This is a genomic window from Parviterribacter multiflagellatus, assembly GCF_056863265.1.
Map to the genome: position 1 here is coordinate 443,815 of NZ_JBXPIZ010000002.1, position 21,426 is coordinate 465,240.

Sequence of the window (21,426 nt, forward strand, 5' to 3'; positions counted from 1 at the left end):
GGGCTACGCCCCGGGGTCGAGGACGAGCTCGACGCCCGCGATCTCGACCTCGTCCCCCGGCTCGAAGCCGCGCTGCTCGAGCGCGTCGATGACGCCCATGCGGATCAGGCGGCGCTCGACGTAGTTCGCCGCCTCCTCGTTCTCCACGTCGAACCGCTGCAGCAGGCGCTCGACCTGCGGGCCGGTGACGCGGAACGTGCCCTCGCCGGTCTGCTCGACCTCGAAGCCCTTGCCGGCGGCCGGGCGGAAGACGCGGTGCTCGGCCAGCGCGACGGGCTCGGCGACGTCGGCGGGCGCGCCGGTGGTGGCGATCGTGTCGCCGGGCGCGATGTCGGGCACGCGGGCGAACAGCTCGCCGCGCAGCTCGTCCAGGCCCAGGCCGGTGGCGCTGGAGGTGACGATCACCGGCACGTCGGGGCCGACGTGCTCCTGCCACAGCTCGCGCGCGGCCTCGGCGTCCTCGGCGGGCACGAGGTCGGCCTTGGAGAGCGCGAGGATGCGCGGGAGGTCGGCGAGGCGCTGGTCGTAGGAGCGCAGCTCGGTCTCGATCGTCGTGTAGTTGTCGTGCGGGTCGCTGCCGTCGAGCGGCGCGAGGTCGAGCACGTGGACGAGCAGACGCGTGCGCTCGACGTGCGCGAGGAAGTCGTGGCCGAGGCCGTGCCCCTCGGACGCGCCCTCGATCAGACCGGGGATGTCGGCGAGGATGAGCTGGCGCTCGTCGCCGTCGAGCGTGCCGAGCACCGGCTCCAGCGTCGTGAACGGGTACGACCCGATCTTCGGCGCCGCGCGCGTCATGCGGCCGAGCAGCGACGACTTGCCCGCGTTGGGCAGGCCGACGAAGCCGACGTCGGCGAGCAGCTTGAGGCGCAGCTCGATCCACCCCTCCTCCCCCGGCAGCCCGCGCTCGGCGAACTTCGGGGCCTGGCGGGTCGGGGTGGCGAAGTGCTTGTTGCCCCGGCCGCCGGAGCCGCCCTTGGCGACGACGACGCGCTGGCCGGGCGTCGTGAGGTCGTAGACCGCGCCGTCCTCGGTGGTGACCTGGGTGCCGGGCGGGACCTTGACGATCAGGTGCTCGCCCGCCGCGCCGTGCCGCAGCGCGCCCTCGCCGTGCCGGCCGCGGCCCGCCTTGTAGTGCGCCTTGCGCTTGAAGCTCTGCAGGTCGCGGAGGCTGGCGTCGCAGATCAGCTCCACGCGGCCGCCGTGCCCGCCGTCGCCGCCGTCGGGCCCGCCCTTGGGCACGTGGGCCTCACGGCGGAACGACTGGCAGCCGCTGCCGCCGGCGCCGCCTTGCACGAAGATCTTGGCTTTGTCGAAGAGCACCCTGGACAGAAGGTAGACATGACGCGCGCTGACGACCCTGTGTTCCTCATCACCGGAGCCTCCACCGGCATCGGGGCGGCGACCGCCCGCGCGGCCGCGGAGGCCGGCCACCGCCTCGTGCTCGCCGCCCGCAGCGAGGACAAGCTCCGCGCCCTCGCGGACGAGCTCGGCGGCGACGACCGCGCCCTGGTGGTGCCCACGGACGTGACCGAGTGGGAGGACAACGAGCGGCTCGTAGCGTCGACGTTGGAGGCCTTCGGGCGGCTCGACGTCGTGTTCGCCAACGCGGGCTTCGGGGCCAAGCGCGGCTGGCTCGAGGAGACGCCCGAGCACTGGCGCACGATGGTCCTGACGAACGTCCTCGGCCCGGCGTTGACGGCGCGCGCGGCGATCCCGGCCCTGAAGGAGTCCAAGGGCCACCTGCTGCTGACGTCGTCGATCGCGGGCCGCCGCGCGCTCCCGGGCTCGCTCTACTCCGCCACCAAGCACGCGGTGACGGCGATGGCCGAGTGCCTGCGCCTCGACCTCAACGACACCGGCGTCCGCGTGACGTCGATCGAGCCCGGCATGGTCGACACGCCCTTCTTCGAGAGCAAGCCGTCGATCCGCGCGCTCGACCCCGAGGACATCGCCCGGGCAGTGATGTACGCGGTCTCGCAGCCGCCGCACGTGGACGTCAACGAGATCCTCATCCGCCCGACCGCGCAGCCGACCTAGTGGGCGCCGGGCGGGTCCACGCCGATCGTGCGGGCGCCCATCGCGCGCTTGGCCTCCTCCGCGCCGTCGGGCTCGACGGCCTCGGGCGAGGAGGCGGGCGCGGGGGTGGCGGAGGCCGCGACGTCGGACAGGCCCTCCGCCGACGTCAGCTTGGGCGCGAGCGCGGCGTGGATGCCGGCGCTCGCGAGCGCGAAGACGCCGACCGGGATGGCGCGGCGGGTGGTGAGCGATGCGAGGCCGTCGACCGCGTCGACGGCGGCGCAGGTCGTCGTCCAGCGCCTGCCGACCTGCGGGTGGTCGACCGTGTGCAGCAGCATCCCGCCGAACACCGCGTCGCGCGCGCCGAGCGCGCGGCCGATCACCGCGGCCTCGCGCGTCGCGGCGTCCTGGCCCAGCCACCGCGCGACGACGCGGCGGGGAGCGATCAGCAGGGCGACGCCGATCGCGATGCGACCGGCGGCGAAGATCCGGATGAGCGTGCGGGGTGACATGTCCGCAAGCTACCCGGAGAACGACGAAGGCCGCCCCATGAGGGACGGCCTTCGCGAAGAACTGCGGTGGCGGTGAGGCTCAGTCGCCCGCGGCGGCGGGAGCCTCGGCCGGCAGGACCGACACGACGCGCCCGCGCCAGCCGGTCTTGAAGTCGACGACGCCGGCGGCACGCGCGTAGAGCGTGTCGTCGCGGCCCATGCCGACGCCCTCGCCGGCCTTGAAGCGGGAGCCGCGCTGGCGCACGATGATCTCGCCACCGGTGACGACCTCACCGGCGAACACCTTGACGCCGAGGCGCTTGCTGTTCGAGTCGCGCCCGTTGCGCGACGAGCCGAGACCCTTCTTATGAGCCATTCGTGATCCCCGTGATCTCCAGGCGGGTCAGCTCCTGACGGTGACCCGTCTTGCGCTTGTAGCCCCGCTTGGGCTTGAACTTGAAGACGGTGAGCTTGGGCCCGCGCTCATGACCGAGGACCTTGGCCTCGACCTTCACCTTGCCAAGGCCGTCCTTGTCGAAGACGGAGTCGGTATCGCGGAACAGGATGGGCTCGAGTGCGACGGTCGCACCCTCATCGGCGGAGAGGCGCTCGACGAGCAGCTTCTGCCCCTGTTCGACGCGGTACTGCTTGCCGCCGGTCTTGACGATTGCGTAGGCCATACGAGCAGTCCAGTGTAGCGACGGTCTACTCGGCCGCCGCGGACGCCTTGGAGCGCCGCCGCCCGCCACGCCGGCCACGCCGCCGCGAGCTGCCGCCCGCCGCGTCCTTGGCCGGGTTGATCGGCTCGCCGTCGTCGCCGAGGATCACCGCGGTCGCCGCCGTGCGGCCCACGTCGGTCAGCCGGACGAGCTTCTTCTCGCCCACCAGCGGGCCCGCGCCGGTCACGCTGATCACGTACCCGTCGATCTTCGCCACGGCGTCGTCGACGTTGTACATGTGCGGCTCGACGATGTTCACGAGGACCTCGTCGCCCTCGCGCCACGGGATCGCCTTCTCCTCCACCTCGGAGCGCTTGCCCTCCATGGTGATGTCGAAGTGGTCGAGCGGCAGGCCCTCGGAGCCCTCGAAGTGGAAGAACTTGCCGGTCTCCGCCTCGAGCTCGTGCAGGACGCGCGCGTTCTCGGCGGTGAACTGCTGCGAGACGCGCGGGTTCATCTGCACGAGGAAGGCCTCGACGCCTGCGTCGGCCTGCGCCGCGATCTCGCGCATCTGGCGCTCGAACTCGATCGCGATCGTCTCCTCGGACTTGATGACGCCCTCGCCGTCGCACGTCGGGCAGGGGCGGGACATGATCTCCCGCACGCCCTCGGTGACGTTCTGGCGCGTCATCTCGACGAGGCCGAGCTTGGAGATCTCGGCGGTGAACGTCTTCGTCCGGTCCTCCTCCAGCGACTTGCGGAGGACCTTCAGCACCTCGTTGCGGTTCCGCGCCCGCGCCATGTCGATGAAGTCGATGACGATGATGCCGCCGATGTCGCGCAGGCGCAGCTCGTTGACGACCGCCTCGGCCGCCTCGAGGTTCGTGCGCAGGATCGTGTCCTCCAGCCGCGCGCCCTTGCCGCGGCCGGTGAACGAGCCGGAGTTGACGTCGATGACCGTCAGCGCCTCGGCGTAGTCGATCATCAGGTAGCCGCCGGACGGGAGGTCGACGCGGCGGTCCATGAGGCCGTCGATGACCTCCTCCACCCCGTGCTCCTCGAAGAGCGGCTGGCCGTTGTGCTCGACGGTCTTGTAGAGCTCGACCTTCTCGACGAGCTCGGGCGCGGTGCGCTGGAAGAACGACGTGAGGCGCTGGTGCTGCTTCTCGTCGTCGACGACGGCGCGCTCGAAGTCGGTGCTGAAGATGTCGCGGACGACGCGGACCGAGAGGTCGGCCTCCTGGAAGACCAGCGCGGGCGCGACGGCCTCGTCGGCGCGCTTGAGGAGCACCTCGTGGAGCTTGTGCAGGTACAGCAGCTCGCGCTCGAAGTCCACACGCTTGGCGCCCTGCGCCGCCGTGCGGACGATCGCGCCACCGCCGCCCAGGTCGAGGCCCTTGACTTCCTTGCGCAGCCGCTCGCGCTCGCGGTCGTCGAGGCGCTTGGAGACGCCGACGCCCTCGCCCGTCGGGGCGTAGACCATGTAGCGGCCGGCGATGGTGAGCTCCATCGAGAGCCGGGCGCCCTTGGTCTTGAGCGGGTCCTTGACGACCTGGCAGACGATCTCCTGGCCGGGCTTGAGGAGGTCGGTGATCTTCTTGCCGCCCTCCTTCCCGCGGCCGCGCCGCGGCGTCTCGACGCCCGGCAGCACGATCTCGTCGACGTGGAGGAACCCGTTCTTCTCGAGCCCGATGTCGACGAACGCCGCCTCCAGGCCCGGGAGGACGTTGTCCACCTTGCCCTTGTAGACGTTGCCGACGATGGAGCGCTGACCTCGGCGTTCGAGGTACAGCTCCGCGACGCGGTAGTCCTTCGCGTCCTTCTTCTTCTCGAGCAGCGCGACGCGGGTCTCTCCCCGGTCGACGCTGACGAGGACTTGCTTCTTCACTAGAAGAGTCCCTTTCGTGCCGTGCGTGCTTGCACGTGGATGGACTGCAAGAGGCCGACGGCCAGGAGCGTCGCGAGGACGGACGATCCGCCGTAGCTCATGAGGGGCAGCGGGATGCCGGTGATCGGCATGATCCCGATGTTCATCCCGACGTTGATGAAGACCTGGAAGAGGATGATCGCGACGATGCCGCCGGCGATGATCGCTCCGAAGAGGTTCTTGGCCATGGTCAGGATGCGGAGCGCTCTCCAGCAGAGGAGCGCGTACAGGGAGAGGACGAGGCCCGCGCCGACGAAGCCCCAGCGTTCGCAGACGACCGCGAAGACGAAGTCCGTGTGCTCCTCGGGGAGGAACTGGAGCGACGTCTGCGTCGCCTCGTCCCCGCGGCCGGTGCGGCCGCCGGAGCCGATGGCGATCTTCGCCTGGTTCTGCTGGTAGCCGGCTTCGGCCGGGTCGTCGCTCGGGTGCAGGAAGGAGGTGAGGCGGTCGACCTGGTACGGCTTGAGGACCTCGACGCCGACCTTCGGCGCAACGACCAGCGTGAGCGTGATCGCCGTCAGGCCGAGCGCGATGAGGCCGACGAAGTGGGTCCACTTGGTGCCCGCGATGAACAGCGCCGCGAGCGCGATGACGACGTAGACCATGCCGGAGCCGAGGTCGCCGCCGAGCACGAGCATCGTCGGGACGAGCGCGAGCAGCATCGCCGTCGCGGTCGTGTCCCGCTGGCGCAGCGTGCGCACGCGGTCGACCAGGAAGGCCGCCATGAAGACGCACAGCAGCACCTTGCCCAGCTCCGAGGTCTGCAGCTCGAAGAACGGCGTCTGGATCGCGCGTCTGGATCCGCGCGTGTCGCCGCCGAGCACGACGACCGCGAGGATCGCGGCGATCATCAAGCCGTAGATCCCCCACTTGAGCTCGCGCAGGCGGGAGTAGTCGACCTGGCTGATCAGCGCCGCGACGACGAGCCCGATGCCGAAGAACAGCACCTGCCGGTCGGCCGTCGAGGCCATCCGCGTCTCGCTGATCGCCACGTACGAGCAGATCCCCAGGCCGATGACGGCCAGGAACAGGATCGGGTCGATCCGCAGCAGGTTGAGCGGGACGAGCGCGGGCGCCTCGCGGCGCTCGGTCGGGTCGACGATCGGCGTCGTGGCCATCAGTCCGATGCCGCCGCCAGCTCGGCCGCGGACGCGTCGGGCTTGGCCAGGTCCTCACCGAGGTCGAACCACTCGGCGAGCATCCGGCGCACGATCGGGGCGGCCTTCTCGGCGCCGAACCCGCCGCGCTCGACGGTCGTCGCGATGACGATCGGCTTCGTCGGATGGTTGACGTAGGCGACGTACCAGGACTGGTCGTACGGGACGCCGTCGACGAACGTCTCCGCCGTGCCCGTCTTGCCGAACACCGGCAGCTGGTCCTGCGGCCAGCCGGAGAAGACCTCGGCCGACGTGCCCTCGCCGATCGTCGACTGGTGCAGGCCGTCCATGATCGCGTCCTGCCAGGACTGGTCGATCTTCACGCGCCGCGCGGGCCCCGGGTCGACCTTCTGGACCAGCCGGCCCTGGTTGTCCTGGATCTCCAGGCCAAGGTGGGGGCGCGGGATGCGGCCGCCGGTCACCAGGCCGGAGTAGGAGACCGCCATCTGGAGCGGGCTGATCGCGACCTCGCCCTGCCCGACCGCGAGGTTGGCGTTGTCGCCGACGTTGTACGGGCGGGTCTCGACGACGTAGCAGGGCTTGCCGTCGTTGCCCTTGCGGCACTTCAGCTCGGTCTTGTTGATCTCCTCGCGCCACTTCTGGCCGGGGATCAGGCCCTTGCTCTCGTCGGGCAGGTCGATGCCGGTGGAGCGGCCGAAGCCCATCTTCTTGGCCCACTTCTGGAGCGGCTCGCCGTCCACGTGGAACAGCTCGATGCCGAGCTTGTACCAGTAGATGTCGGACGACACGGCGAGCGCGCGGCGCAGCTGGACGGGGCCGTACTCGGCCTTCTTCGCGTTGCACGCCTCGCGGTTGCCGATGTCCATGCAGCCGGTGTCCGCGATCGTCGTCTCCGGCGTGACGACGCCCTTGTCGAGTGCGGCGAGCGTCGAGATCGGCTTGAACACCGAGCCGGACGGATACGCGCCCGCGATCGCGCGGTTGACGAGCGGCGCGTCGTTCTCCTCCGACGTCAGGCTCGCGTAGGTCTTGTTGGAGATCGGCTTCGAGAAGACGGAGGGGTCGAACGACGGGTACGAGCCCATCGCGTAGACCTGGCCGTTCTTCGGGTTCATGGCCACGAACGCGCCCGGCAGGCCGCCGCCGACCTCGCCCAGCGCCTTCTGGCCGACCTCCTGGAGATCCAGGTCGAGCGAGAGCCGCACCTGCCGGCCCGGGGTCGGGTCGCGCTGCTGCAGCGCCTCCCCCACGAACTTGCCGTTGGCGTCGACGCGCAGGATCTTCGCGCCGTCCTTGCCGCGCAGGTACCGGTCGTACGTGTACTCGAGGCCCGCCTGGCCGATGATCGTGCCCTGCTTGACGCCCTTGTTGCGGCGCTGCTTGAGCTGGTCGGGGTTGATCTCGCCGACGTAGCCGACGAGCTGGGCGGCGAGGTTGTCGCGCGGGTACGAACGCAGGAACTGGCGCTCGACGTCCACGCCCGGGAAGAGCTCCTGGCGCTCCTTGATGTACGAGACGACCGCGTTCGGCGCGTCGGCCTTGATCGTCACCGCCGAGTACGGCAGCTGCACGAGCTGCTCGATCACGCGCCGGTGGATCGTCTCCGGCCGCATCTCGAGCAGCCGGCCCAGGCGGCGGTAGCGCGCGGCCAGCTCCGCGGTGGCGACGGGCGGCAGGTCGATGGTCGGCAGCGAGACCTTCTCAGGCTTGACGCGCTTCTGGCCCTTCTTGCGGTTGCGGTTCTTCTCCTCCGCCTCCCGCTCGGCCTGCTCCTCCAGCCGCTCCAGGCGCGCGTCGCGCTCGCCCATCGCGCGGCCCCACTCGGCCGCGTCGTCGATCGTCTGGTCCGGCAGGCCCTGCGGCTCGATCTGCACGACGTTCGCCGGCCGGTTCGTCACCAGCTTGCGGTTGTTGCGGTCGACGATCTCCCCGCGCGGCGCCTGGATGCGCACGTCGCGCGTCCGGTTCTCGCGCGCCTGCACGAGGTACTGGTCGCCCGACAGCACCTGCAGGAACCACAGGCGGAAGAAGATGATCGCGAAGACCGCCAGCGCGAGGCCGCCGAACATCGCGACGCGCACCGCCATCTGCGGGCTGAGCGGGGACCGGCGGTCCTCGAGGTCGCGCATCGGGCTCATGGCTGGATCAGCGGGGACAGGCCCGGGCGCTGGCGGCGCTTGCGGCGGCGGCGCTCGTCCGCGGCGGCGGAGCCGAGCGCCCGGCGCACCGCGGCGTGCACGGGCAGCGCGAGGAGCGTGTTGAGCAGGACGGTGATGATGATCTGGCGCAGCAGCTCGAGGCTCACCGGCGACTCGACGCCGAGCAGGAACTGCAGGACGCTGAACAGCGTCAGGGCGATGAGCGTGCCGAACGCGCCGACGATCAGCGGCAGGAACGTCGCGCCCGGGTCGCGGTTCGTCTCGCGCACGCGGCCGGCGAAGTAGCCGACGACGATGTAGGTGAACGAGGTCACGCCGAGCGTCTGCAGCGACGCGATGTCGACCAGCAGGCCGATCCAGAAGCCCGTCACCGCGCCGCCGAGGACGCCGGTGAGGAGGCCCGCCGACAGCACGACCAGCGGCGCGATGTCCGCGATGCCGCCGAAGATCGACAGCTGCGACAGCATCGCCGTCTGCACGACGACGGTCACGAGCCCGAGGAGCCCGAGGCGGATCGAGAGCTGTGCGGTGGGGCTCACGTCGCCGGGGCGGTCAGGATCTGGACGTAGTCGAGCTCGCGCAGGTTCGCGAACGGCTTGACGTGGATCGTGCCCTCGTCGCGGTCGACGGACGTGACGCGGCCGATCGGCAGGTCCGCCGGGAAGCGGCTCTCGTACTTCTCGTTCGTCGTCCCGGCGGTCACCACGGTCTGCCGGTCCTTGACGTTCACGTCCTGGCCGAACGGCTCGAGTCGGAGGTCGTCGGGATCGCCCACGGCCGTCTCCAGGATGCCGGAAGTGCCCGACTCCGCGACGCGAGCGGAGACGCCGGACTCCTCGTCGGTGATCAGCAGCACGCGCGCGTTCCCGCCCGTGACCAGCACCACGCGGCCCACGAGGCCCGCGCCGTTGATGACCGGGTTGCCCTCGCGCACGCCGTCGCGCGAGCCCTTGTTGACCAGCACGGTCGACGACCACACGGTGGACGAGCGGCTCGACACGCGCGCCGTCACCGGCGCCTGCGTGTCGATGGTCGCGCGCTTGGGCATCTTCAGCAGCTTGCGCAGCTGCGCGTTCTCGTCGAGCGCCGCGCGGGCGTCGACGCTCTGGCGCCGCAGCTCGTCGCGCTCGGCGCGCAGATCCTCGACCTCGCCCTTGGCGTCGATCGTGTCGCCCACCCAGCCGAAGGCGTCGCGGAACGGCTCGAGCACCCGCGAGGCGCCGTCCTGGATCGGCCCGAAGACCTCCAGCGCCCCACGCTCGACCGACCGCAGGCCATCGCCGAAGGAGGCGGTGACGAGGATCAGGGAGCAGGCAACGAGCAGTCCGAGGACCGCTCTGCGCCGGCGAACCGTCTTCCGGTCGTACACGTGGGTGACGTCTCCAAAGTTCTAGAACCTGCTCTTGCGACGGTTGCGCGTGGAGTTCTTGTTCGTCCTGTGGATGACCTCGAACTCCTCGAGCGACCGGCCGCTGCCCACCGCAACGCAGGTGAGCGGCGACTCGGCGAGGTGCGCGGGCATCTGGGTCTCCTCCCGGAGCCTCTCGTCGAGGCCCTGCAGGAGCGAGCCACCGCCCGCCAACATGATGCCGCGATCCATGATGTCGGACGCCAGCTCCGGCGGCGTCCGGTCCAGGGTCTCCTTGACCGCGTTTACGATCTGCGAGACCGGCTCTTCGAGCGCCTCGCGGATCTCCTCGCTGGTGAGGACCACGGTCTTGGGGAGCCCGGACACCATGTCGCGTCCGCGGATCTCGGCCTGCACCTCCTCCTCCATAGGGTAGGCGGAGCCGATCTCGAGCTTCACTTCCTCGGCCGTCTGCTGGCCGATGAGCAGCTTGTACTCGCGCTTGGCGTAGTTGATGATCGCCTCGTCGAGCTCGTCGCCGCCGACGCGGATCGACTGGCTGACGACGATGCCGCCGAGCGAGATCACGGCGACCTCGCTCGTGCCGCCGCCGATGTCGACGACCATCGAGCCGGTCGGCTCGCCGACCGGGAGCCCGGCGCCGATCGCGGCGGCCATCGGCTCCTCGATGAGGTACGCCTGGCGCGCGCCGGCGCTGAGGCACGCCTCCTCCACCGCGCGCTTCTCGACGCCCGTGACGCCGGACGGCACGCAGACCACGACGCGCGGGTGCGCCCAGCGGTTCTGGTGGACCTTCTGGATGAAGTGGCGGAGCATCTCCTCCGTCACGTCGAAGTCGGCGATGACGCCGTCCTTGAGCGGGCGGATCGCCTGGATGGTCCCGGGCGTGCGGCCGAGCATGCGCTTGGCCTCGATGCCGACGGCGTGGACCTCGCCGCTGCGCGAGTCGATCGCGACGACGGACGGCTCGGAGAGCACGATGCCGCGGCCGCGGACGTACACGAGCGTGTTCGCGGTGCCGAGGTCGACCGCCATGTCGCGGCCACCGAATCCGGTCAGGTAGCTGAAGAAGCCCATGATGCGGGGGAGATGGCACGAACCCCCTGCAAAGTGCCGCGTGCGTGGACACGGACGGGGGGTCTTGCGCCGGCGGCCAGTCTACCGACTGAGATGGAGCACCTCCGGCCAGAGATCGAGGAGCGCGGCCACGGGGAGCCCCACCACGTTGAGGTAATCGCCGTCGATCGCGGTGACGAACGCCGCCCCATGGCCCTGAATCGCATAGGCACCGGCTCTTTCGGCCCATTCTCCGGTGCGCAGGTACCACTGCAGGAGCGGTTGCACGTCGCGGAACTGCACGAACGTGCTCGCGTGGACGGTCTCGGTGGTGCCGTTCCGGCGGATGGCGAGCCCGGAGATCACCTCGTGGCGGTGACCGCTCAGGGCGCTCAGCATGCCGGCTGCGTGATCTTCGTCACGTGGCTTGCCGTAGATCGTGTCGCCGAGGCGGACGATGGTGTCCGTGGCGAGGATCGGCCGCCCGTCGTCGAGCTGCGCCGCGATCGCGTCGGCCTTGAGGCGCGCGTTGTCGCGCGCGACCTCGACCGGGTCCCCCTCGGCGATCTCGTCCACGTCGGGGACGACGACCTCGAAGGGGACGCCGAGCTGCGTCAGGATCGCCCGCCGCTGGGGCGACCTGGACGCGAGGACTAGTGGAGCTCCGGGAAGAACAGCCGCGCCTCGCGGTCGGCCGACTCGTCGGAGTCGGAGCCATGGACCATGTTCTGGCCGACCTCGGTGGCGAAGTCGCCGCGGATCGAGCCGGTGGTGGCCTCGAGCGGGTTGGTGGCGCCGATGACCTGGCGGGCGGCCTTCACGGCGTCGTTGCCCTCGAGGATCATCGCGACGATCGGGCCGGAGGTGATGAACTCGACGAGCTCGCCGAAGAACGGGCGCTCAGCGTGCTCCGCGTAGTGCTGCTTGGCGAGGTCCTCCGTCACGGTGAGCTTCTTCAGGGCCGCCAGCGTGAGGCCCTTGCGCTCGAACCGCGCGATGATCTCGCCCGTCAGGTTGCGGGCGAACGCGTCCGGCTTGACCAGGATGAGGGTGCGTGACATAGACCGCGCACCCTAGAAGATGCGGGCTCGCGTCAGCGTGCCTCGACCGTGATCTTCACCCACGCCGTCTGCCGCGCGGGTGGGAAGCACCGCCAGCGCGACGGCTGCCCGCGGCGCATGCTCGCCCGGCCGCACCAGCGGTCAGCCCCGAAGCGGCCGATGTCGAGGCCGTAGTACGGCGGGTCGTAGTGGCCGACCCCGACGGTGCGCCCCAGCGTCAGCCCTGCCGCGTGCGCCATGCGCACCGCGTCGGCGCGGGCGGCGGCGACGGCACCGGGGACCGCCTCCGCCCGCGCCTGCCGCACCGCGGTCGCGATGCGGGCGTTGGTGAGCCGGGCCGGGCGGTCGACGTCGGCCGTGGCGGAGCCGACGGCGACGACGGTGTTGGCCGCGGGGGCGGTCTGGTCCGAGGGCGGCGCGCCGCCGCTCGCGAAGGCGAGCGACGCGGCGCCGGCGGCGACGACGACGACGGTGGCGGAGACCAGGAGCGTGCGCATGTCCCTCCTACGCCCCGCCCACCCCGTGAGGTCCCGCGCGGCACGGTTTCGACTCGCATACCGAGTCGAAGGTGTGCCGGGTTGCGGTTCACCGCGTTGTGTCAACGGCCAGCCACTGGCGCGCGGCGGGCCAGAGGGCGACGACGCTGCGGCCGTCCGGCGTGGCCGCGATGTCGGCGATGTGCGCGCGGACGCGCAGGAGCGAGCGGCGCGGGCGGAGCGCGACGACCTCGCTGGTGCCGCGGCGCGCGTCGCGGACGAGGACGGTGATCGTGTGCCCGCCGGTCAGCGCGCGCGGACGGCCGTCGAAGCGGTGCGTGGTCAGGGCGCGGCCCGGCGTGTAGAGCCGGACCGCGGTCTTCGTGCGGATCGCGAGCGTGCCGCCGCCGCGGGTCCAGGCGAGCTCCCGCGCGCCGCGCGCGACGGGGCCGGCGGAGACGGTGCGCGCGCCGGTGAACACGTCGCGCAGCTCGACACGGCCGTCGGTGCGGACCGAGGCGAGCGTCCGCCGCTCCCCCGGCCGGAACGCGGGGACGACCGGCGCGGCGTCGACGTCCACGGCCCGGTCCCGGCGGCCGTTGCCGGCAACGACACGGACCTGACCGCCGGCGAGGTACGCGACGTGGAAGCCCTCGGGGGACCAGCTCGCGCCGCGGACGTGCGCCGGTGCCGCGAAGCGCCACGCGACGCGCCCGTCACGGGCGACGGCGGCGAGCGTGCGCCCCTTCCACGCCGCGACGAACCGGTGGCGCGGCGACCACGTGCCGCCCTCCCACCCGCGCAGCGGCCCGGCGCCGGGGCGCAGGACGCCGCTGGGGAGACGCTCGGGCCGCGTGACCTCCGGCACCGGCTCCTCGGTGGCCGGCGGGTTGCCGACGACGTCGCGGGCGAGGTCGGCCAGCGCTCCGCCCGCGGGCGTGACGACGAGCGCGAGCGCCGCGACGAGCCCGGCTGCCGCCGCGGGCCACCGGCGCCGCGCACGCCGTGGCTCCCGGGCGGCGAACGCGTCCGCGGAGACCTGCCACGCCCGGCGGCGCGCGTGCTCGGCGTCGGGCGGGTCGAGCTCGCGGAGCGCCGCGCGCAGCTCGTCCTCACGCATCGCCGATCACCTTCTCCAGCGCGTCGAGCGCCCGGCGCAGACGCGAGTTGACCGTGCCGCGCGGGAGCACGAGGAGCTGCGCGATCTCGCCCGGCGTGTACTCCAGGACGTAGCGGAGCGCGACGACCGCGCGGTGCTCGGGCGTGAGGCTGGCGAGCGCGGCCATCACCCCGTCCGAGATCCCCTCCGGCCGGTCGCGCGCGGCGGCCTCCGCTCCCACCGCGACCTCCGCCCGCAGCGCCCGCGCGCGGACGTGGTCGATCGCGCGGTTCGTCGCGATGCGGTGCAGCCACGGCCCGAGCGGCCGCCGCCGGTCGAACCGGTCCAGCGCGTGGATCGCGGCGAGGAACGCCTCCTGCGCGATGTCCTCCGCCGCCTGCGCGTCGTGCACCACGAGCCACGCCGACCGGTGCAGCCCCGGCCAGTGCCGCGCGAACAGCTCCTCTAGTGCCTCCGCGGACCCCCGCTGCGCGGCCTTCACCAGCGCAGCCTCCGACCGCGGCCGCAGCCGCGCGCCGGCCGCCGGCCGGCCCCGGGTCACCGCGTACGCGTCGATGTCGAGACCTCCACCGCGCACCCTACGCGCGGCGGGGCCTCAGAGGTCCCGGACTACTCCGAGAACGGTTCGAACGCGGCCGTCTCCTCTTCCACCTGACGGCGGCGGCGGGAGCGGCGGGGAGCCGGGGTGACGCCCGGGATCTCGGCCTCGCAGTACGGGCAGATCTTCCACGAGGGGTCGAGCGGCTTCGCGCAGTTGGTGCACGGGTCCTTCAGCTTGCGCATGCAGTTGGGGCAGCGCAGGAAGTCGGACTTGACCTCGAAGTCGCAGTGCGGGCAGAGCTGGTAGTCGAGCGCCGCCATCCGGGCCTCGGCGGCCTGGATCTCGAGCTCGCGCTCGCGGATGTCCTCGAGGTACTCCGGCGGGCGCACGATCATGTAGACGACCGCGCCCACGAACGGGAAGAGCAGCGCCGCCAACGTCGCGCAGCCGATCAGCATCGGATCCGCGATGCGCCGCCGCGCGTCGGCGAACGTCCAGTAGACGAGCGCGAGGTACAGCACGGCGAGGAAGAGGATCAGCAGGTTGACGGCCAGGTTCAGACCGCTGGACTCGATCCCGAAGACGGCGAGCATCGCGGAGAGGTTAGCCGGAGGCCCCGTCGGAACCTGCACCAACCGTCACAGGAACATCCGGCCGAGCAGGTAGCCCAGCCCGAAGAAGATCAGGATCGTCAGCGCGACGATCAACGCGACGGCCAGCATCATGGCGAGGACCGAGGGTCCGTCTTCGTTCACAGGCGCGAGGTGGGTCCGGAGTGGTCGAGGGGGCGCAGCAGGTCCGCGACGAGGTAGATCGAGCCGGTCGCGAGCACCGCGCCGTCCGGCCCGGCCAGGTCGCGGGCCAGCGCCACCGCGCGATGCGGGTCGCGCTCCAGCCGCGACGGCGGGCCGCCGAGCTGCTCGGTCAGCGACGCCAGCGTCGCCGGCGGCAGCGCGCGCGGGTTCGCGTTCGTCGTGCAGATCACCTCGTCGCACAGCGGCAGGAGCTCGCTCAGCATGGCGGCAGCATCCTTGTCGTCCAGGACGGACACGACCGCGACGAACGGCTCGCGATGGTCCGCGAGCGCCTCCGCCAGCGCGTGCATCCCGGCCGCGTTGTGCGCGCCGTCGACGATCGTCAGCGGATCGCGGTCGATCACCTGGAAGCGGCCGGGCACCTTGACCTCGGCCGCGGCCTCGCGGACGGCGACGGGATCGAGCGACCCCAGCAGCGCCTCCGCCGCCTCCCACGCGACCGCGAAGTTGCGCCGCTGGAAGGAGCCCAGCGCCGCGAGCTCCAGCGACGACTCGCACATCGGCGGCGCGACGACCACCCGCCGTGCGGGCGTCTCGGCCGCCAGCTCCTGCGCGTCGATGTGGAGGTCGGCGCCGAGCACGAGCGTGCCGCCCTCCCGCACCACCGCGAGCTTCTCGCGCGCGATGTCGCGGATCGTCGGCCCGAGCCAGCGCGTGTGCTCGAGCCCGACGTTGGTCAGCACCTGCACCTCGGACGGGATCACGTTGGTGGCGTCCCAGCGCCCGCCCAGGCCGGCCTCGACGACCGCGATCTCGACGCCCCGCCGCGCGAACTCCAGGTACGCCGCGGCGGTCAGCGCCTCGAACTGCGTGACGCGGTCGCCGTCCTCCAGGCCCTTGTCGACCTTCACCGCCGCGCGCGCGACGTCGTCCACGGCGCGCGCGAACGCGGTCTCCGACAGGTCCTCGTCGTCGATCCGGATGCGCTCGCGGAACGAGACCAGGTGCGGCGACAGGTACGCGCCGACGCGGTGCCCGTGGTGCTGGATGATCGACGCGGTCATCCGGACCGTCGACGACTTCCCGTTGGTGCCGACGACGTGGATCGAGCGGAACGCGTCCTGCGGCGAGTCCAGCGCGGTGAGCAACCGGCGCATGCGGTCCAGCCCGAACCGCATGCCGAACAGCTCGCGCTGGAGCAGCCACCGCTCCGCCTCGTCCGACGTCTTGACCTGCGGGGAGGTCACAGCGCCTCGAGCTCCCCCTTCAGCCGCTCGAGCTTCGCGCGCTCCTCCTCCACCAGCGCCGGCGGCGCCTTGGCGACGAACTTCTCGTTGGAGAGCTTGCCCTCCGCGCGCTTGATCTCCGCCTCCAGGCGCTTGCGCTCGGCGTCGCGCTTGCGCTCGGCCGCGCCGAGGTCGACGCCGTCGGTCGGCAGGACGTTCACGACGCCGCCGCCGGGGATCGGCACCGTCGCGCCGGGCTGGTCGCCGTTCGCGTCGGCCCACTCGAACCGCGCCATCCGCGCGATCAGCGGCGCCGCCTCGCCGTACGCGTCGCCCGCGAGCGACGCGCGGACGATCACCTTCGGCTTGCAGTCGATCGACTCGCGCCAGTTGCGCAGCACGCGGATCGCCTCGATGGCGGTCGCGACCTGCGTCTCCGCCGCCGGGTCGCGCAGCGCGTCGTCGACGCCCGGCATCTGCGCGGAGGCGAGCATGCCCTGGGAGTCCCACCGCAGCGACCAGATCTCCTCGGTGACGAACGGGATCACCGGGTGCGCGAGCGCGAGCGTCTCGCGCAGCACGTGGAGCACGGTCGCCTGCGCGTCCTCGTCGCCGTCGTACAGGCGTGGCTTGACGAGCTCGAGGTACCAGTCGCACAGCTCGCCGAACACGAAGTCGTAGAGCCCGAGCGCGAGCTTGGAGAAGTCGAACGCCGCGATGCGCTCGGCAGCGTCGGCCTTGGCCTGCTGCAGCCGCGAGAGGATCCAGCGGTCCTCGACCGTCGCCGGCCGCACCGCGGGCTCCACCGTGCCGGGCGCGTTGAGGAGGATCAGCCGCGAGGCGTTGAACAGCTTGTTCGCGAGCTGGGCGCCCTGCGCGACCTTCTCCTCGCTGAACCGCACGTCCTGCGTCGAGGACATCGCGAGCAGGCCGAACCGCACGGCGTCCGCGCCGTACGCGGGGAACTCGCCGCCTTGCGTGAAGACGGGCGGGCGCTCGCCGCCCTCGATGAGCGCGATCGGGTCGATGCCGGTGCCGAGCGACTTCGACATCCGCCGGCCGTCGGGCGCCTGGATGACCGAGTGGATGTAGACGTCCTTGAACGGGATGTCGCCGGGGAACCGGAGGCCCAGCATCACCATCCGCGCGACCCACAGGAAGAGGATGTCGCGCGCCGTCGAGAGGACGTCGGTCGGGTAGAACGCCTTGAGCGCCGCCGTCTCCTCGGGCCAGCCGAGCGTGGCGAACGGCCACAGGCCGGAGGAGAACCACGTGTCGAGCACGTCGGGATCGCGCTCCCACCCGTCGCCCTCGGGTGCCGTGGTGCCGACGTGGACCTCGTCCTCCCCGCGGTACCAGACCGGGATCTGGTGCCCCCACCACAGCTGGCGGGAGATGCACCACGGGCGGATGTTCTCCAGCCACTCGACGTACCGGCGCTGCTGCGTGGGCGGGTGGATCTTGATGCGGCCCTCGGTCACGGCGTCGATGGCGGGCTTGGCGAGCTCGTCCATCTTCATGAACCACTGCAGCGAGATGAGCGGCTCGATCCGCTCGCCCGAGCGCTGCGAGTACGGGACGTTGTGCGTGTACGGCTCCTGCGCGACGACCTTGTCGCCGAGCGCCTCGACGACCTTCTCCCGCGCCTCGAGCGCGGTGAGGCCCGCGAACTCGCCTGCCTCCGCGGTCATCCGGCCGTCCTCGCCGACGACGCTGACGGACGGGAGGCCGTGCTTGCGGCCGATCTCGAAGTCGTTCGGGTCGTGGCCCGGGGTGATCTTCAGGCAGCCGGTGCCGAAGTCGGTCTTGACGTACTCGTCCGCGATCACCGGCAGCTCGCGGCCTACGAGCGGCAGCGTCACGGTCGTACCGACGAGGTGCTTGTAGCGCTCGTCGTCGGGGTGGACCGCGACGGCGGTGTCGCCGAGGAGCGTCTCGGGCCGCACGGTCGCGACGACGAGCTCGTCGGAGTAGCGGATCGAGTAGAGCGTGTCGGTCTCCTCGCGCTCCTCCACCTCGAGGTCGCTGACCGCGGTGCCGAGGCCCGGATCCCAGTTGACCATGTAGTGGTCGCGGTAGATCAGGCCCTGCTCGTACAGGTCGACGAAGACCTTCAGGACGGCCTGGACGTAGCCCTCGTCGAGGGTGAACCGCTCGTCCTCGTAGTCGAGCGACGCGCCGAGCCGCTGGAACTGGCCGATGATCGTGCCGCCGTACTCCTCGCGCCACTTCCAGACCTCGTCGGTGAACGCCGCGCGCCCCAGCTCGGTGCGGGTCTTGCCCTCGCGCGCGAGCTTGGCCTCGACCTGCTTCTGCGTCGCGATGCCCGCGTGGTCGGTGCCGAGGATCCACTTTGCCCGCTTGCCGTGCATGCGGTGCCAGCGGATGAGCGCGTCCTGGATCGACCCGTTGAGCGCGTGCCCCATGTGCAGCACGCCCGTGACGTTGGGCGGCGGCACGGCGATGGAGTAGTTCTCGTCGGGGGTGCCTTCGGGCTCCGGGTGGTTGATCCCGGAGTCGAGCCAGCGCCGGCTGATGCGCGGCTCGACCTCCGACGGCTCGTAGCGGGTGCGTTCCTCGAGTCCGGCCATGTGCCCGGGGAGTCTAGGCCCGGGCAGATGGCGGACGGCCTCAGGCCTGGTCGGGCTCGGTCTCGGTGTCGTCCTCCACGTCGGGGCGGACGACGGTGATGCGGGTGACGTCGAGCGTCACGGCGTCGCTCTTCGGCGCGCGGCGCACGCGGCCGGCGACGTGGACCTCGTCGGTCGGCAGGAGCGCGTCGTCCGCGGTGAGGCCGACGTGGCGGACGGCGACCTCGTCGCCCTCGGCGCCGAAGGACGCGGTGACGCCCTCCTCCTCGACCTGGGCCGAGGTGAGCCCGAGCAGGGTGCGCGCGTGCTTGTTGGCCGCGGTCGGGTCGAGCGTGAGCGGGCCGGTGAGCGCGCCGTCGGCGACGGGGAGCGCGGTGAGGCCGACGCCGTGGAGGGTGAACGCGACCGAGCGGCCCTTGCCGAGGCCGAACGCCTTGCCGCGCTTGACCTTGGCGGGCTTGACCGGCTTGGCGGGAGCGGTCGGTTCGGTCGTGGGCTCGGAGCCCGTGGGCTCGGTCTCCGGCGTGGTCGTCTCGGCGTCCTGCGCGGAGGTGGTCGGCGCGCCGGCCTGGGCCACGCGCTCGACGGCGGCCTGCTGCTTGGCGGCGGCGTTGTCGCGGCCGTGCTGGCCGGGGTTCGCGGGCTTGTCGGCGTGCGCGACCGCCGGGAGCGTGACGAGCGCGGCGGCGGCGAGCAGGGAGGTCGTGCGGATCACACCCCCCACTGACGGACGGTCAGTGGTCGGTCTTGACCCCGTCGATGCGCCCATTGGACGTCTCGGGGGCGGGGTTCGGACGCTCGTCCACGGCGGGCGCGCCAACGTCGTCACGTGGGGCGCCGCCGCCCCGGTTGCCGCGGTCGCCGGAGCGGTCGTGGCCCTCCGCGCGGCGGTGGTCGCGGCCGCGGCCGCCGCGGGGTCGCTGCGGGGCGGGGGCGTCGCCCCGGCGCGACCGGCGCGTTCCGCCACCGCGCTTCTCACCGCCGCCGTCGCCGGAGCGACCGCGCGCCTCGCCGCGGGCACCGCGGCCCTCGTCGCCGCGCCGCTCCCCACGCGCCGGGGGCGTGGCCGGGGTCGCGGGGGTCGCAGGCGTGGCGGGACCCGTCCCCGGGGACGGGGACGCGGGCGTGGCCGGGGTGGCCGGGGTGGCGGCGGCCCGGCGGGGAGCCCTCCTCTCCCCACCGGGCTTCCCGCGGCGCGTCGGCGTGGGGTCCGACTCGCGCCGCGGCGGGGACGCCGCCGGAGCATCGGATGTGGCGGTGGCAGGCGAGCGGGCGCCGGGGGCGCGGGCGTCCGCCGGGGTGGGCTGGGGGGAGGTCGTCGTGGAGCGCGCGTCCGCGGGCTCCTGCCGTGCGGCGGGCGGCGCGGTCCGCTGGTGCGGGAGGTCGATCCCCACCGCGCGGTACGGCGCGTCGACCGCGGCGGGCAGGTGCACGCCCGCCGCGGCGAGGCCCGCCGGCAGCGCGAGGACGGCGACGACCGCGGCGCACGCAGAACGCCACACGTGCGTGCGCCGCGGTCGGGTCCACCGGTCCGGGGGGCTGGCCTGGTGGGCCGTCCTCGCCGCCGCCGTGAGGGCGGCGAGGTGACGGGCCGCGACCGCGTCGTCGACCGGGCGGACGTACGCCCGGAGCACCGCGTCCCGCAGGACGGGGTCGACGTCAGGTGTCTCGGTCGCGGCCACGGACCTCGGGAGTCGCCGCTGCTACGGCGCGGGCGTCGGGGCCGGCTGCGGCGCGGGCTCCGGCGTCGGCGCCGGGGTGGTCGTCGTCGCGCGCCAGACCTTGATGTGCTTGAGGTCGAGCACGCCGTCGCGCACCTTGCCGAACACCGTGACGCGGTCGGTCGGCTGCAGCGCGTCGGTCGCCGTGAGGCCCTTGTACTTGACCTCGACCGCGTCGCCCGCGACGCCGAACGAGATCGTGTCCTCGCCGCGGACCTGCTCCTTCGTCAGGTTCAGCAGCTTGGCCGCGCCACGGCTGACCATCTGCGGATCGAGGGTGATCGCGCCGGCGAGCTTGCCGTCGGTGACGGTCAGGCCGCTCGCGTCCGTGCCGCTGACCACGAACGCCTTGCGCCCGTGCTTGAACCAGTGCTCACCGCGCCAGCCGCGGTCGCCCTTGTCGCCGCGCTCCTTGTCGTGACCGCGGTGCTTGCCGTGATCGTGCCCGCGGCTCTCGGCGCTCCCGCCCCGGTCGCCGTCGTGCTTGTCATGGCCGGGACCCGTGGCCAGCGCCGTGCCCGGCACGGCGAGCGCGGCCACCGTGGCCGCGACGATCGTCTTCTTGGTCTTCATGCCTCTTGAATCGCTGACGGACCGGAAAGGGGTACGCCTTCTCCAAGCGGCGAAGCGCCCGTCTCTGGAGCGCCTTCACCGCCCCCGGCCGCTTGCCCAGCGCGTGCGCGATCTCCTCGACCGTCAGGTCGCCGATGATCCGCAGCAGCAGCACCGCCCGCTGATCGGGCGCCAGGTCGGCCATCGCCGCGACCACCCGCTGCTGGTCGAGCGAGGCCTCGGCGTCGTCGTGGACGTCCCCTCCGGTCCCCGCGATCGCCGCAAGCACGCCGTCCTCCACGTCCACGACGGGCCGCCGGGCACGCCGCCGCACGTCGTCCACGAGGCGCCGGTGCGCGATCGTGAACACCCACGCGCGGAAGCGGTGCTCATCACCGTGGAACCTCTCGAGCCCGCGCACGACCTGGAGCAGGACCTCCCCTGCGAGGTCCTCCGGATCGGCCGCGCCATGACCGCGCAGGTACCCCGCCACGCGCGGCGCGAGATCGCGGTAGATGCGCTCCCATGCCCAGTCCTCCCCCTTCCGGGCGGCCGCGAGCACGGTCTCGAAGGGCTCCACATCCGGAA

The 21,426-nt window shown here is 72.3% G+C and carries 23 protein-coding genes; 1 reads left to right on the forward strand and 22 read right to left on the reverse strand.

The genetic code is table 11. The features are described 5' to 3' along the window. Window positions 1-3 precede the first annotated feature (3 nt). The gene (gene obgE, locus AC1UE5_RS05635) at window positions 4-1,320 is read right to left on the reverse strand and encodes a GTPase ObgE (protein ID WP_482921101.1); all 1,317 of its coding nucleotides are present in this window, start codon (window positions 1,318-1,320) and stop codon (window positions 4-6) included. A gap of 18 nt (window positions 1,321-1,338) precedes the next feature. On the opposite strand from obgE, the gene AC1UE5_RS05640 reads away from it, so the two are divergent. Continuing rightward, complete coding sequence (locus AC1UE5_RS05640; RefSeq protein ID WP_482921102.1) at window positions 1,339-2,037, forward strand: SDR family oxidoreductase; 699 nt, start codon at window positions 1,339-1,341, stop codon at window positions 2,035-2,037. On the opposite strand, the gene AC1UE5_RS05645 is transcribed toward AC1UE5_RS05640, so the two are convergent. The 21 genes from AC1UE5_RS05645 to AC1UE5_RS05745 all read right to left on the reverse strand — a co-directional run bounded on the left by AC1UE5_RS05645 (window position 2,034) and on the right by AC1UE5_RS05745 (window position 21,418). Next, window positions 2,034-2,528 (reverse strand): hypothetical protein, encoded by a 495-nt coding sequence (locus AC1UE5_RS05645; RefSeq protein ID WP_482921103.1) that lies wholly within the window; start codon window positions 2,526-2,528, stop codon window positions 2,034-2,036. The two genes, AC1UE5_RS05640 and AC1UE5_RS05645, sit on opposite strands and share 4 nt — an antisense overlap. A gap of 79 nt (window positions 2,529-2,607) precedes the next feature. Then, on the reverse strand, window positions 2,608-2,883 hold the full coding sequence (gene rpmA, locus AC1UE5_RS05650) for a 50S ribosomal protein L27 (RefSeq protein WP_482921104.1): 276 nt from the start codon (window positions 2,881-2,883) through the stop codon (window positions 2,608-2,610). After that, window positions 2,873-3,187 (reverse strand): 50S ribosomal protein L21, encoded by a 315-nt coding sequence (gene rplU, locus AC1UE5_RS05655; RefSeq protein ID WP_482921105.1) that lies wholly within the window; start codon window positions 3,185-3,187, stop codon window positions 2,873-2,875. Before rplU ends, rpmA begins: the two co-directional genes overlap by 11 nt. A 25-nt stretch (window positions 3,188-3,212) precedes the next feature. After that, a complete protein-coding gene (locus tag AC1UE5_RS05660) occupies window positions 3,213-5,054 on the reverse strand; it encodes an Rne/Rng family ribonuclease (RefSeq protein WP_482921106.1) in 1,842 nt (613 codons plus the stop codon). Continuing rightward, window positions 5,054-6,211 carry an FtsW/RodA/SpoVE family cell cycle protein gene (locus AC1UE5_RS05665; protein ID WP_482921107.1) on the reverse strand — a complete coding sequence of 386 codons (1,158 nt, stop codon included), beginning with the start codon at window positions 6,209-6,211 and terminating at the stop codon, window positions 5,054-5,056. The genes AC1UE5_RS05660 and AC1UE5_RS05665 overlap by 1 nt, the downstream gene beginning before the upstream one ends. Further along, entirely contained in the window at window positions 6,211-8,349 is a 2,139-nt protein-coding gene (locus AC1UE5_RS05670; RefSeq protein WP_482921108.1) for a penicillin-binding transpeptidase domain-containing protein, read from the reverse strand. Before AC1UE5_RS05670 ends, AC1UE5_RS05665 begins: the two co-directional genes overlap by 1 nt. Then, window positions 8,346-8,909 carry a rod shape-determining protein MreD gene (gene mreD / locus AC1UE5_RS05675; protein WP_482921109.1) on the reverse strand — a complete coding sequence of 188 codons (564 nt, stop codon included), beginning with the start codon at window positions 8,907-8,909 and terminating at the stop codon, window positions 8,346-8,348. Before mreD ends, AC1UE5_RS05670 begins: the two co-directional genes overlap by 4 nt. After that, the gene (gene mreC, locus AC1UE5_RS05680) at window positions 8,906-9,739 is read right to left on the reverse strand and encodes a rod shape-determining protein MreC (RefSeq protein WP_482921110.1); all 834 of its coding nucleotides are present in this window, start codon (window positions 9,737-9,739) and stop codon (window positions 8,906-8,908) included. Before mreC ends, mreD begins: the two co-directional genes overlap by 4 nt. 21 nt (window positions 9,740-9,760) lie before the next feature. Further along, window positions 9,761-10,816 carry a rod shape-determining protein gene (locus AC1UE5_RS05685; RefSeq protein WP_482921111.1) on the reverse strand — a complete coding sequence of 352 codons (1,056 nt, stop codon included), beginning with the start codon at window positions 10,814-10,816 and terminating at the stop codon, window positions 9,761-9,763. An 81-nt stretch (window positions 10,817-10,897) separates the two neighbouring features. Further along, complete coding sequence (locus AC1UE5_RS05690; protein WP_482921498.1) at window positions 10,898-11,416, reverse strand: Maf family protein; 519 nt, start codon at window positions 11,414-11,416, stop codon at window positions 10,898-10,900. Between the two features lie 32 nt (window positions 11,417-11,448). Then, window positions 11,449-11,856 carry a nucleoside-diphosphate kinase gene (gene ndk / locus AC1UE5_RS05695; RefSeq protein ID WP_482921112.1) on the reverse strand — a complete coding sequence of 136 codons (408 nt, stop codon included), beginning with the start codon at window positions 11,854-11,856 and terminating at the stop codon, window positions 11,449-11,451. Window positions 11,857-11,888: 32 nt separating this feature from the next. Further along, entirely contained in the window at window positions 11,889-12,353 is a 465-nt protein-coding gene (locus AC1UE5_RS05700) for a hypothetical protein (RefSeq protein WP_482921113.1), read from the reverse strand. Window positions 12,354-12,441: 88 nt separating this feature from the next. Next, a complete protein-coding gene (locus AC1UE5_RS05705; protein ID WP_482921114.1) occupies window positions 12,442-13,452 on the reverse strand; it encodes a WD40 repeat domain-containing protein in 1,011 nt (336 codons plus the stop codon). Next, entirely contained in the window at window positions 13,445-13,933 is a 489-nt protein-coding gene (locus AC1UE5_RS05710) for an RNA polymerase sigma factor (RefSeq protein ID WP_482921115.1), read from the reverse strand. Before AC1UE5_RS05710 ends, AC1UE5_RS05705 begins: the two co-directional genes overlap by 8 nt. Before the next feature lie 128 nt (window positions 13,934-14,061). After that, on the reverse strand, window positions 14,062-14,586 hold the full coding sequence (locus AC1UE5_RS05715) for a zinc ribbon domain-containing protein (RefSeq protein WP_482921116.1): 525 nt from the start codon (window positions 14,584-14,586) through the stop codon (window positions 14,062-14,064). A 158-nt stretch (window positions 14,587-14,744) separates the two neighbouring features. Continuing rightward, a complete protein-coding gene (locus AC1UE5_RS05720; RefSeq protein ID WP_482921117.1) occupies window positions 14,745-15,995 on the reverse strand; it encodes a bifunctional folylpolyglutamate synthase/dihydrofolate synthase in 1,251 nt (416 codons plus the stop codon). After that, on the reverse strand, window positions 15,992-18,565 hold the full coding sequence (locus tag AC1UE5_RS05725) for a valine--tRNA ligase (protein WP_482921118.1): 2,574 nt from the start codon (window positions 18,563-18,565) through the stop codon (window positions 15,992-15,994). The genes AC1UE5_RS05720 and AC1UE5_RS05725 overlap by 4 nt, the downstream gene beginning before the upstream one ends. 40 nt (window positions 18,566-18,605) lie before the next feature. Next, window positions 18,606-19,280: a hypothetical protein gene (locus tag AC1UE5_RS05730; RefSeq protein WP_482921119.1), complete on the reverse strand. Its 675-nt coding sequence runs from the start codon at window positions 19,278-19,280 to the stop codon at window positions 18,606-18,608. Between the two features lie 19 nt (window positions 19,281-19,299). Then, a complete protein-coding gene (locus AC1UE5_RS05735) occupies window positions 19,300-20,247 on the reverse strand; it encodes a hypothetical protein (protein ID WP_482921120.1) in 948 nt (315 codons plus the stop codon). 21 nt (window positions 20,248-20,268) lie between these two features. After that, window positions 20,269-20,859 carry a hypothetical protein gene (locus tag AC1UE5_RS05740; RefSeq protein ID WP_482921121.1) on the reverse strand — a complete coding sequence of 197 codons (591 nt, stop codon included), beginning with the start codon at window positions 20,857-20,859 and terminating at the stop codon, window positions 20,269-20,271. Next, window positions 20,774-21,418: an RNA polymerase sigma factor gene (locus tag AC1UE5_RS05745; RefSeq protein ID WP_482921122.1), complete on the reverse strand. Its 645-nt coding sequence runs from the start codon at window positions 21,416-21,418 to the stop codon at window positions 20,774-20,776. Before AC1UE5_RS05745 ends, AC1UE5_RS05740 begins: the two co-directional genes overlap by 86 nt. Window positions 21,419-21,426 lie beyond the last annotated feature (8 nt).